Source organism: Chryseobacterium sp. CS2K3 (assembly GCF_059515185.1).
This window is the reverse complement of the sequence record NZ_JCAKRW010000018.1, coordinates 1-12,274: the sequence shown is the minus strand read 5'-3', so window position 1 is coordinate 12,274 and position 12,274 is coordinate 1. Positions and strand designations below refer to the sequence as shown.

Annotated in this window: 14 protein-coding genes; 9 read left to right on the top strand and 5 right to left on the bottom strand. The window is 33.0% G+C overall.

Translation table 11 applies throughout. From position 1 onward, the window contains the following. Positions 1–199: 199 nt before the first annotated feature. The gene (locus AC5YGG_RS20420) at positions 200–931 is read left to right on the top strand and encodes an MBL fold metallo-hydrolase (RefSeq protein WP_496146276.1); all 732 of its coding nucleotides are present in this window, start codon (positions 200–202) and stop codon (positions 929–931) included. A 9-nt stretch (positions 932–940) separates the two neighbouring features. On the opposite strand, the gene AC5YGG_RS20415 is transcribed toward AC5YGG_RS20420, so the two are convergent. Next, positions 941–1,282, bottom strand: coding sequence for a helix-turn-helix transcriptional regulator (locus AC5YGG_RS20415; RefSeq protein WP_496146275.1), 342 nt, complete (start codon positions 1,280–1,282; stop codon positions 941–943). A gap of 593 nt (positions 1,283–1,875) precedes the next feature. On the opposite strand from AC5YGG_RS20415, the gene AC5YGG_RS20410 reads away from it, so the two are divergent. After that, a complete protein-coding gene (locus tag AC5YGG_RS20410; protein ID WP_496146274.1) occupies positions 1,876–2,469 on the top strand; it encodes a Crp/Fnr family transcriptional regulator in 594 nt (197 codons plus the stop codon). Between the two features lie 41 nt (positions 2,470–2,510). Here AC5YGG_RS20410 and AC5YGG_RS20405 read toward each other — a convergent pair whose 3' ends face one another. Further along, complete coding sequence (locus AC5YGG_RS20405) at positions 2,511–3,137, bottom strand: CatA-like O-acetyltransferase (RefSeq protein ID WP_496146273.1); 627 nt, start codon at positions 3,135–3,137, stop codon at positions 2,511–2,513. Between the two features lie 218 nt (positions 3,138–3,355). Here AC5YGG_RS20405 and AC5YGG_RS20400 point away from each other — a divergent pair, with 218 nt between their 5' ends. After that, positions 3,356–3,811, top strand: a complete 456-nt coding sequence (locus AC5YGG_RS20400) for a PPC domain-containing DNA-binding protein (protein WP_496146272.1) — start codon at positions 3,356–3,358, stop codon at positions 3,809–3,811. 246 nt (positions 3,812–4,057) lie between these two features. Further along, complete coding sequence (gene blaIND / locus AC5YGG_RS20395; RefSeq protein ID WP_496146271.1) at positions 4,058–4,777, top strand: IND family subclass B1 metallo-beta-lactamase; 720 nt, start codon at positions 4,058–4,060, stop codon at positions 4,775–4,777. Positions 4,778–4,841: 64 nt separating this feature from the next. Here blaIND and AC5YGG_RS20390 read toward each other — a convergent pair whose 3' ends face one another. The 3 genes from AC5YGG_RS20390 to AC5YGG_RS20380 are packed head-to-tail and all read right to left on the bottom strand — an operon-like array spanning position 4,842 to position 7,910. Further along, positions 4,842–5,981, bottom strand: a complete 1,140-nt coding sequence (locus tag AC5YGG_RS20390) for a hypothetical protein (protein WP_496146270.1) — start codon at positions 5,979–5,981, stop codon at positions 4,842–4,844. A gap of 30 nt (positions 5,982–6,011) precedes the next feature. Then, a complete protein-coding gene (locus AC5YGG_RS20385) occupies positions 6,012–6,914 on the bottom strand; it encodes a TssN family type VI secretion system protein (RefSeq protein ID WP_496146269.1) in 903 nt (300 codons plus the stop codon). A 54-nt stretch (positions 6,915–6,968) separates the two neighbouring features. After that, complete coding sequence (locus AC5YGG_RS20380; RefSeq protein ID WP_496146268.1) at positions 6,969–7,910, bottom strand: type VI secretion system baseplate subunit TssG; 942 nt, start codon at positions 7,908–7,910, stop codon at positions 6,969–6,971. Positions 7,911–8,363: 453 nt separating this feature from the next. Between AC5YGG_RS20380 and AC5YGG_RS20375 the strand changes: the two genes are divergently transcribed. The 5 genes from AC5YGG_RS20375 (at position 8,364) to AC5YGG_RS20355 (ending at position 12,249) form a co-directional block, all read left to right on the top strand. Next, a complete protein-coding gene (locus AC5YGG_RS20375; RefSeq protein ID WP_065394315.1) occupies positions 8,364–9,155 on the top strand; it encodes a S1/P1 nuclease in 792 nt (263 codons plus the stop codon). Positions 9,156–9,747: 592 nt separating this feature from the next. Beyond that, positions 9,748–10,614 carry a sigma-70 family RNA polymerase sigma factor gene (locus AC5YGG_RS20370; RefSeq protein ID WP_002979276.1) on the top strand — a complete coding sequence of 289 codons (867 nt, stop codon included), beginning with the start codon at positions 9,748–9,750 and terminating at the stop codon, positions 10,612–10,614. Between the two features lie 65 nt (positions 10,615–10,679). After that, positions 10,680–11,120: a hypothetical protein gene (locus tag AC5YGG_RS20365; RefSeq protein WP_496146267.1), complete on the top strand. Its 441-nt coding sequence runs from the start codon at positions 10,680–10,682 to the stop codon at positions 11,118–11,120. Between the two features lie 21 nt (positions 11,121–11,141). Continuing rightward, positions 11,142–11,735 (top strand): hypothetical protein, encoded by a 594-nt coding sequence (locus AC5YGG_RS20360; RefSeq protein ID WP_496146266.1) that lies wholly within the window; start codon positions 11,142–11,144, stop codon positions 11,733–11,735. Between the two features lie 13 nt (positions 11,736–11,748). Then, positions 11,749–12,249: a GNAT family N-acetyltransferase gene (locus AC5YGG_RS20355; protein WP_496146265.1), complete on the top strand. Its 501-nt coding sequence runs from the start codon at positions 11,749–11,751 to the stop codon at positions 12,247–12,249. Positions 12,250–12,274 lie beyond the last annotated feature (25 nt).

Below are 12,274 nucleotides of genomic sequence, written 5' to 3'. Positions count from 1 at the left end.
GAAATAAATGATATACGATATCATTTTTAAGATCTCAAAGGTAATCATTTTCATAAAAGAGTTAAGATATGATCATTGATTTAACCTTTGAGAATGATAGAAGAAAAATTAAGATTTGTCTTTATTTAATCGTTTTTTCCGATGATTTATATTGATGAAAAACCTTTCAGATTTTAGAAATAATCAGGAAATTTGCAAGATGAAAATCATTCCACTTAAAGAAGGCAATTTTTCCGCCAGCAAGACCAAAGACTTCAAACTTTTAACAGAAGAGAACTTTGATACGGTTTCCGGAATAAAAATGTCGGTACAACCTTTTCTTATCATTACTGAAAATGATTATATTCTTTTAGACGCTGGAATCGGATGGAAAAATGAAAACGGAACATCGGTGGTTTCAGAAATATTGGAAAGAGAAAATATCAGTCACAGTCAGATTACTAAAATACTTCTCTCCCATCTTCATAAAGATCACATTGAAGGTGCCGTAACACTTACTGATAATGGTTTTGAAGCAACTTTTCCCAATGCAGATATTTACATTCAAAGACGTGAGCTGGATTTTGCCATGGAAAATAAAGGTAATCCTTCCTTTGATTTTGAGGTTTTGGGAAAACTGATTCAATTACCTCATATTATCTGGATGAATGATGATAAGGGACAGATTACGGATGAAATTTCATACGAAGTGGTCGGTGGACATACTCCATTTATGCAGGTATTCTGGATCAAAGAAAACGAAGAAATTGCTTTCTATGGTGCAGACGATCTTCCACAGGCATCCTACTTAAAGTATCATTTGGCTTACAAAAGCGATTTTGATGGCAGAAAAGCAATGGAACTTAGACTTAGATGGGAAAAAGAAGCAAAAGAAAATGACTGGAAAATTCTCCTTTATCACGACCTGGAAAAGGCAGTGATCAGAGCATAAAAAAATGGTTTAAAATTCATTAAACCATTTATAAATATCAAATTCAGATGGAATGTTAAGTTTCTTTCTGATCCGGTTTTTCCGGTTTTGTATTGCTTTTGGCGTGACAAAAATGCAGGTTGCAATTTCCTTTGTTGTCATATTAAGCTTAAGGTAAATACAAAAGATCAGTTCAGAGTTTTTTAAGGCTGGCTGTATAGCGGATAGCTTTTCGAAAAAATCCGGATATACCAGTCTGAACTTATTCAGCAGACGGGGAGAATTTGCTTTGGCTAATGCCATTATTTCATCTTGTACAAGAATTTTTTGATTCAAATCCTCTAAGTTGGATTCAAGGTTTTTGTTTTTCATAATACTTTCTCATCTCTACTAATTTCCAATGAACATCCTTTGTCCACTGGTGCAAAATCTTTTTCTTATCAATAGTGTTTTAATATCAGGGGTATGAAATTACTCTGTGAATTCAGGAATTCCAAGAGCATTTCTTAAAACAATTGACACAAGGTTTGTATTTATCGAATAATTAGGTTGAAATATTCACACATTTGAATTTTAACTCATTTTTATATTGGGCAAAGAAAGAAAAAATGATTAAAATTTTATGAAAATAGCGTACCACATACATACCACGTTCCGTTTTTAAGTGAAATATCATAACTGCTTTTATCAGCACGTTTGCAATTGTTTTGCTTTCCCTTTTAATATGGCTGTAAATGTAACCGGTTTTGTAGTTTATTTTTTATGATTGAGATCAGTATTTTGAAATACATTGTTTTTCTTTAAAATAAATGTGGTAGATGAATGGTACCATGTTTCGAGGCTGAACATAAAAATATTCGTTTCTTTATTTTTTAAACTTTGAATTTAAATGATATTATCTGAATGATAAAAAGTGTGCATTTAAAACGGTTTTGAAATTGCAAACTAAATAAATCACAAATATTATGATTCTTGAAAATCTATTAATTTCATTTGGAGCTGAAATGAAACAGTATAAAGCGGGAGAAATTATTTTTCGCGAAGAAGAAATACCGCTGTATTATTATCAGATAGAAAAAGGAAAAATAAAGCTTAATAATTATACAGAAGATGGAAAAGAATTTATTCAGAATATTTTCTCAGACGGTCACAGCTTCGGAGAGTCTCTTTTATTTGTAGAATATCCTTATCCTATGAATGCTGTTGCTATAGAAGACTCTTCTGTTTTCAGAATGCCGAAATCCAGCTTTTTAAATTTGATACATACTAATCCTGATATTTCGCTCAGCATTTATCAATGTCTTGCAGAAAGAATGTATCATAAGTATATTATGTTCTATAATCTGTCTTTTCAAAATCCAGGTTCAAAGCTTAAACTTCTTCTGGATTATCTTAAAAGCTATCACGAAGACAAGACTCCCTACTCTTTCCAAATACCTCTTACGAGGCAGCAATTGGCATCCTTAACCGGACTTTGTGTAGAAACAGTGATCAGAACCATAAAGCAAATGGAAAAAGAGCAAATCGTAAAAATTGAGAAAAGGAAGATTTACTATTAAAATTAAGCTCTTCCAGTCTAAACACTATCAGATCATAATACCTATTGATCAAGCTGTCTTTGGAATTCCTCCACATACTTTGCAAGGTGAATACCGTCTGCAAGTCCATGATGAGCTTCTATAGATACCGGAAGAAACTTCTTTCCATCACGGATACTGAACCTTCCGAAAGCTATTTTCGGAATAGAATCACCCGTGTTGAAATTGGTAGGATGAAGAATCGAAGTGAATGAATTCCACGGAATTGTAGTATGTCTTACATGGTCTTTACCCAATCTTTCATTGCTTAGTCGAAGCCCCGTAGAATTGTGAACCCCCTGGATCTCTTCCTGCAATGCCGCATTGAACGTTTCAAAATCTTCTGAGAAATGAGTAAATGAAAAACCGAAAGTGCCATCCGGTCTGCCAATAGTGCTTCCGGCATGAACTTTATCAAACTGAATAACCTTTCCATCATCAATTCTAAGTTTCAACTCATCCACCGTATTAATGGCAATCATAGATTTATGAAAGTAATAGGCAAAGAAAGAATATCCGTTTTCTTTTGCCGTATCATAGGCCTTGGTACAATCCACTTCCGTTGTAAAACCAAAATTAGGACTTTCCATACCGGAGAAAAAGTCAAAATGCTCCTTTCTGTTCCAGCTTTCAATATCTACAATCTTCATTAATCTTTTATTTGACGCAAATTTCGGGATTTTTTATCAGTTTTTACTATTAAAAGAAATATTAAATTTTCATAAACATTCCAGGTTTTAACAAACAGTAAGGATTGAGAAGCATGATTATTGCATATAATTTTAAAGCATTCGTGTATCTGTGCAAAAATATAAACCACTCAAAACTTTTATTTTCTTGCATTTCAATTCATCAAACACTCATCATTATGGAAATACTAAATTTAAAAGGAAGTCTCTGGTCCGCAAGAAAAACAGATCAGATTTATATGGTAAGTATTAGAAACAAATCAAGCATTGTGGAAGCTTTAACGGATTTTATTCAAAGTCAGAATATTCAGGCTGGAGAGGTTACAGGAATTGGTGCTGTAAGTGAAGCCACACTCAGATTCTTTAATCCTGAGACAAAAAACTATATCGATAAAACATTCACAGAACAAATGGAAGTTGCCAATATTTCAGGAAATGTTTCTGTAATTGATGATAAACCAATGCTTCATCTTCATATTACTTTGGGAAGAGAAGATTATACAGCTCTTGCAGGACATCTTTTGGATGCTAAAATACGAGGTGCCGGGGAATTTATTTTTTACCCTTTACATACAAAAGCTATTAAAACCAAGAATGGAGAAATAGGGATTAATCTCTATGATTTTGAAAAATAAGGCTCTCCATTGGTTTGAGAAACTATTTGTCCAATGTTTGACGTTCTTCTTTTGCAGGAAGGTGATATCTGTAAATGCCTTTCGTTTGTAAGCCTTTATCATTTAATAAGACTAAACTGTTAAAAAACGGTTAAATTATCTTTCATAAAAAACTTTGGTTTATAAATTTACTAGGTTTGCAAAACTTTACAGAGAGATTCAATCCTTCTGCTCAATACTAAAACTTTAATTATTACCCTAAAAATTATGAAAAAAAGCATACAGTTTTTTATTGTTTCCCTATTATTAAGTCCGTTTGCTAATGCTCAGGTAAAGGATTTTGTAATAGAACCGCCTATCAGCAAGAACTTATATATTTATAAAACTTTTGGTGTATTCGGAGGAAAAGAATATTCTGCCAACGCTGTTTACCTTGTCACAAAAAAAGGAGTAGTCCTGTTTGATGTTCCCTGGGAAAAAGTTCAGTACCAAAGCTTGATGGATACCATAAAAAAACGTCATAATTTACCTGTTGTGGCAGTATTTGCTACCCATTCTCATGATGACAGAGCCGGAGATTTAAGCTTCTTCAACAAAAAAGGGATTAAGACCTATGCCACTGCAAAAACCAATGAGTTATTGAAAAAAGAAGGTAAAGCGGTGTCCAACAATATTATAAATACAGGGAAAGCTTATCATATAGGCGGAGAAGAATTTGTGGTTGATTTTCTTGGAGAAGGACATACCGTAGATAATGTAGTGGTATGGTTTCCAAAATATAAAGTTCTCGATGGCGGCTGCCTAGTAAAAAGTACTTCTGCAACAGATTTAGGATATATCAAGGAAGCAAACGTTGAACAATGGTCACAAACTATGAATACTTTAAAATCCAAATATTCTCAGGCAACCTTAATCATTCCGGGACATGACGAATGGAAAGGCGGCGGACATGTAGAACATACATTAGAACTTTTGAATAAAAAATAATTCTATAACATTTTAATAAAAAATCCCGAATGAAAATTCGGGATTTATATTTTAATAAGGTTGATTAATCTAGTACGCTCCAGCCTCTCTTAGGGTTGGTATTGGTAGAAACTTCCTGCTCATTGACAATGATATTTTCTTTTCTCTGACCAATGTAATCCAATTCGCTCAGTTTAGAGAAGATAGTTTCCAGACTTCTTAACATTTGCTGAATGTATAGTAATGGTTCCCCACAATTGTGATGATCATAGTTTGTCTCAGCAACAATCGAAAGTTGGTTCAGTAAGGTGTGTGGGGCAATTTCACTCCATTCCAAGCTATAGTTTAACATTTCTTCTAATTCCGCTGGAACAAGAAGCTGCGTGGAATTGTATAAATGAAGTGCCAATCTTGCGAAAGACTCAATTAAAAATACAGGCGGTTGATAAGGAGTAATATTTCTGAATTGGAAATACATATCTCCAAAAGTATTCACCATTGTACTACACAAAAATTTAACATTTTGTGCTAAAGCTGTATTCTGATTTTTATGAGATGCCTTTTGAATGATTTTGAAAGCATATTGCTGTAAATTTCCGATAGATTTTGCATAGCTGCTATAATAATCTACCAATGCAGGATGACTCTGAACAGAAGTACAAGGCGGAATAAAATTTGAATCTACCTGTGCAATATTAGCTTTTAGATCTACTTTTCCGATAATTAAATAATTCCCCCCTGAATAGCTGCTGTTCAAAGAAGTTACAGGAAGTAATTCGATATGGTGATTGGGTTGCGCATTCGGATGACGGGGCGGAATTTCTTCCGGATCAATATCTCCGAAAGGAACTTTATCAAAAGGATTTACAGAGATCAGAATATAATATTCTCCATCTGCCTGCTCCTCGTTCATTGATTTCGCTAAAGATTTCACACTGATTCTCCTGTCAATCAATTCAATACGATACCCTGCCATAGTAACAGCGCTGCATCTTTTGATGACAAGCTGTACATCATTGGTTGCTGTATTATGAACATCAAAAATAGTACGATCTGTAAATTCAGTGGAAATAGGCAAAAGCCCGTAGTTATATGTAGTAATTCCTAGTGAATTGGAATCTCTGATAGTATCAATTAAGAAATTATCCTGATCATTAAGATGTCTCTGGGAAACCTTCATCCCATCCACCCAGTTGATTGCAAAATGTTTAATAGGTTGTATCATGTTTAATACTTTTTAATTTTTTGTGTTTGTTTATGAATTTCTTGCGACTCCTTCCTCTTCATGCTGAATAACCCTCTTACAGACAACTACTTCATTTTCAGAAATATTGTTTGTAATAATGTCCTGATCGAAATCTATATATTTTCTAAAGCTGAAAAACGATTTTTTTGTGTAGAAGATCCAATAGTAAGGTTCTTTTTCGGCATCTGAAAGATGAATAATAGATCCTGGATTTTTATGATTATAATCGTCTACCACTCTATAGAACCAATCTCCGAAAGTTACTCCTGTCGGAAGAGTTTTTGCTTTGATTCTGAAACGGTTTGAATCCTCAAGATTCTTACTCAATTCTACATTTAGAACCATTAATCTGTCAAAATCTGCCCCTTCGAAATCAGGAAGTTTTTGCTCAGGAGAGTATCTCCATGTTTTATAAATATCAAACGGAATACTGATAAACTGAATATAGCAATAGTAAAAAACCATTGGTACTACAAAGATCAGCATACTTGTAGCCGCCATAACAGCATACCCTGTTCCTTTACTCATCCAGTTAAACAACAGTGTAAAAAGGAATCCACCCAAAGCTATACATGTCAAAGAAAGTATAGATTCAAATAAAATACTCATTCCTACAGACTCAATATGCTTTCTGAAATACTTATGTAATAAATTAACATGAATAATCCCGAAAATAAGGTAAACAACCTGTGCAATCAGATACCAGTAAGGATTAAAAAGATTTCCGGCAAATCCAAAAAAGCCAGGAAGAGCCAGACATAAGCTGCACAGAAGTACGTATACAATAATTACTTTAATTTTTATCGCAGGTTTATTTCTCCTGATGATTCCCAGGATAAACATCATAATAACTGCGATTAAAGGCATTAAGATATACCTTAAAAAAATACCTTTTACTGAAGAAATTTCCATTTGTTTCTTTTCGAATTTATACTTTGTTGGTAGTTGTAAATATAATAAAATAATTTAGAGGAAGGTAGAATATCCAAGGCGGCTGGCATTTCTTTCATCATCCTCAAGACTGAATGAATACTCTAATTTTTCTGTTACAAAATTTTCTTCCACATCTACAGTTACCGGAAGAAAATAGTCATACAACGTCTGAAGAACCTTTCTGAAAGGGCTTCCCGGAATATACTTTTTCATATCATGATAAGGAATCGGACCGATATTGACAACCCAGTTCCGTTGCCCGTCCATATGTCTTCCGCTCGGAATATAGGTTACTCCTAACCTAGAGTTCCCTAGCAGCATAGAATCATCATTTTTCTCAATTTCATCAATGACATTAGGAGAAAAAGTGACTTTTACGGGAACCTGTAAAAAGGCAGTCATACATCTTTCAAACCATTTTTTGTCACCTCTGATCTGATGAAAGAAAGGTAAAATATGCATAAAGATATAGGCGTTCTGTCTATCAAGCATATTGATAAGCGGCCAGAGTTCGCTTATTGTTTCTAATAATACATCTGTATTGCTTGTAATATCAAATTCGCATTCCTTAAGTAAAGCACTGATTTCTGTAAAAAAAACTTCCAACTCAAAAGGACGGAAAAATTTTCTTGCGTCATCTTCTACCCTTTTTTGTTTTCGGATTTCTCTGACAACGGTGTCTACATTTTTCCTGGAAGCTCCAAGTGATGGCGGATGGAATAATCCTTCCGGAAGATAATCATAAATGCCTTCTCTATAACTTTCTATAGTGAATACTTCCTCGTCAAAGCCTAAATAGCTACTCGAAATGCTTTTAATATCCTTTAAATAAGCACGATCATTTACCCCGACTCTCTCAATAAAAATATTGCTTACAGCCCGATGATATTTTAAAAGATTAACAGCCACAGCTTCAGCCTTAAAATCTGTCTGCAGCTTATTGTAATGCATATCTACAATATTATTCTCATACATAGTGTTTCCTGTGATTATGACTTGTAAAGATAATATATCTCGTAAGTTTGAAAAAATATTTTACCTATAATTTTCTTCTAAAAATAGTAATTAATTGACATTAAAAGGAATAGTTTTAAGTAAATTCCGTAAAAATACGGTAACAGGCATCATACACGAAGGTTTTAAATTTATTTTTTTATCCTAAAAATCAATGATTTATAGTTTTTTATTAATTTAAAATAAAAATTATCAATAATTATTAAAGCATTGTTTAAATAGTAATTAATAACCTACAGCCTATTTTGTCTTACCTTTATTCATTAAACATCTAATCTTATTTACAAAATAATATAATTCTGTTCTTTATTTGGATTAAATTTTATTAACATATTCAACGGAATAAATTCAATATATTTCATGTTCATTCAGAAAGTGAACGTATCTTTGCATACTGAAAATTGTTATTTAAAAATGAAAAGTATTTATTCTAAAATTCTGATTTTAGCATTCATTTCCTCTTCACTTTATTCTTATGCATGGGGATTGACGGGGCACAGAGTAATTGCAGACATCGCAGAAAACCACCTTTCCAGAAAGGCAAAAAGGGAAATCAAAAAAATAATGGGCAAAGAACGCCTTGCTTATTGGGCAAACTGGCCAGACTTCATCAAATCTGATACAACAGGAGTATGGAAGCAGGCGTCATCATGGCACTATGTAAACATTGATCCACAGACAGATTTTAAAAATTTTGAACAAAATTTAAAATTGCAGGCAGGACCAAGTCTTTACACTCAGGTCAACACATTATCCAGCCAGATCAAGGATAAGAACACTTCTGAAAAAGACAGAAAAATTGCTTTGATTTTCTTAATCCATATTATGGGAGATCTTGCACAGCCATTACACGTAGGAAGAGCAGAAGATTTAGGTGGAAACAAAATCAATGTTACTTATTTTGGTGACAAAACAAATTTACACTCTGTTTGGGACGGGAAATTGGTAGATTCTCAGAAATACAGCTACACAGAATATTCTAAACTTTTGGATATTAAATCTAAAGAAGAAGTAGCACAGATTCAATCCGGTACTTTAGAAGACTGGTTGTACGATTCTCACAAGATCGCTAATAAAATCTATGCTCAGACTCCAAACGATTCAAAATTATCTTACGACTATCAATATAAGTTCAATGATACTCTTGAAAGACAGTTATTGTACGGAGGATTGAGATTGGCTAAGCTATTGAATGAGCTATTCTAAATTAAAAGTAAAATTCTTACAGATATAGATAAAAACGGGACTTTGGTTCCGTTTTTTTGTTTGACGACCGGAAGTTCATGACTTTGATAAAAGATATTGATGGATCAAGCGCAAAAGTGGTGGGGCATAGAATATTTAGATCTGTTTAATTTTAAAATTTAACGCAAAGGATTTCTATTATCTGGTGTTGTATTTTAGGAAGTAAAGCTTGAATCAATTGTATTGATTCTTTCTAAGCGTACACGTATCTACATCGCTTCATCAGCGACTATTGTCGCTTTCCTAGCTCCCTTATCAATAATCAATTCCATCATGCCTTTGCGTTTAAATAAAATTTAAGTATAAAGCTTAGAGGAGTAAAAAGATAATTTTTTTTTCTTCAAATTAACGAAACTTTTTACTTAGTCCAACAAGTTTTGCACCTGATCCATATTGATCTCATATTCCCTGCCGTACTTTTTTTATTGGCTGCCATTGATGACTCATTAATTAACCTTTGAATCAAATATTTAATAAAAAAGTAAAACTTGTGTAACCTTTTTATGTTTCCATACGTATAATATATAGTAACTCTTTTTTGAGGATAAAATAAATGAGACAATTAAAAATCACTAAGCAGGTTACCAACAGGGAAACTGCTTCATTAGACAAGTATTTGCAGGAAATTGGTAAAGTGGAACTGATCACTGCGGACGAAGAAGTAGAATTGGCACAAAGAATACGTGCTGGCGACAGAGCTGCACTTGAGAAATTAATCAAAGCCAACCTTCGTTTCGTAGTTTCTGTATCTAAGCAATACCAAAACCAAGGTCTTTCCTTACCCGATTTGATCAATGAGGGTAACTTAGGATTAATGAAGGCGGCAAAAAGGTACGATGAAACTAGAGGTTTCAAATTTATCTCTTATGCAGTATGGTGGATCCGTCAATCAATTTTACAGGCGTTAGCTGAGCAATCAAGAATTGTAAGACTTCCGTTGAACAAAATTGGTTCCATCAATAAAATTAATAAAGCATATGCTCACCTTGAACAGGAAAACGAAAGACCACCTTCTCCGGAAGAATTGGCTGAAGTTCTTGACATGAGTGAGGAAGATATTAAAGAATCAATGAAAAACTCCGGAAGACACCTGTCTATGGATGCACCTTTAGTGGAAGGTGAAGATTCTAATCTTTATGATGTATTACGTTCAGGAGAATCTCCAAGTCCTGATAAAGACTTAATGCTTGAATCACTTCAAATCGAAATTGAAAGAGCATTAAATACTTTAACGCCAAGAGAGGCTGATTTAGTAAGATTATACTTCGGACTGAACGGAAAACACCCAATGACTTTAGAAGAAATTGGTGAAACTTTCGATCTTACAAGAGAGAGAGTTCGTCAGATCAAAGAAAAAGCAATTAAGAGACTAAAACACAATACCAGAAGTAAGATTCTTAAGTCTTATTTAGGTAAATAATTTTAGCGCAAACAATTTTATAGGCGGAGTCTGTTTTCAGGCTCCGTTTTTTTATTTTTGTATTTATGGATGACTTTTCTTCTCTTTTTGTCGGAGCTTTTATATTAACCATCTTGATTTATGTTGGATGTATTACCTATGTCAATCATATGCGTAACACTTTCTTTAAACATATAAAGAAAAGAAATTATCAGCTGATAAAAAATGTATACATCAAATTCAAGGATATCTCAAGACGTAACACTGGCGGCTATGCCTTCTCTACAGCTGATATTATATTTTTAGATAAGGAAATTTTCCTCCTACCCCATAACAAACCTATCATGCACATAAGTCAAAGTTCTGAAATTGTTCCCGTTGCTCAAGATAAATATAAATTATCGTATTTTTCTATTCAACAAAATATATTAGAAATAAAAGCAACCAGAAATACTTTCAACATTACCTTTACTTTAAATTTTGAAAATAAGGATTTTGATTTGCTTTCCGTTGATCGAAATTTGTAATCAATTAAAACAACAATTACCATGAAAAAAATACTTTTCGCAGCTGTGTTTATTTTATCAATATTTTCCTGTGGAGATATAAGACAACAAAATAAACCCATAGTAGAAAATGCTATTGATAATGCTGAATCTTCAGTTTCAGGCTCATTTGAAAGCTATCGCGGAGATAACCTTATTGACAAAACCTATTCTGAACTGATTAAGAATGATAAAAAACTGAAAGCACTTGATGAAAAAGTTTTCAATATTCAAAAAGAATCAAGAAAAGTTATAAATGCGTATGAAGAAATAATCAGTAAGTCTGAATCTTTTTACCAGGAAGCAGAAAATGCAGCAAAAACCATCACAGATTCTCTGGCTAAAAAGCAAATTGAAAAGGATATTCAATCCAGTAAAAACCAATACAGTTTAAAGATTTCGGGTATAAATATGCTTATTACTCGGATAAATCAAAACAATGCTGATATGAATAGCTTATATACAGCCTTTAAAATCAGAAAAACACTTCCTGAAATTGAAAAGTACCAAAAGGGACATCCTTTAAAAACAGATAGTCTGGATCAGTTTATCAACAAACAGAATCAATTACTGGAAGAATTAAAGAAATTAAAATAAACCCAAAACCCTCATGAAATATACAACAAAGTGGCTCACGGATAAAGCCCGAATTAAAGAGCTCGTAGATTTTTTTATTACCCATAAAACAGATTCCTATATTTCTCATGGCGAAATGATGTCCGGAAGAGCGCTGGATACCCATCATTGGAATCCTGATCTGGAGGTTATCTTAACAGAACAGTTACTTACGGATTTTAATTCCGATGGAAGTTCTAAACTGAATATTCTAATTGCAGAAAATGAAAATAGTGAAATTGTGGGTATGATGGTTTTTAATATAATCAACAGCCCATTTAAAAAGTATGCTATTCTGGAAGATATGCTTTTAGATCAATCTGTGAGAGGACAGTCGCTGGGAAGTAAACTTTTAGAAAAAGCTATTGAAGAATCTAAAAATTGGAATATCAGTTTTATTCTCCTGGAAAGTGGTGTGAATAATCATGGAGCGCATCAGTTTTTTAATCGGTATGGCTTTAAAAAAGTGTCGGAAAGTTATATTTTAACGCTATAATTTTTTTAAAAAGAAATCTATAAAT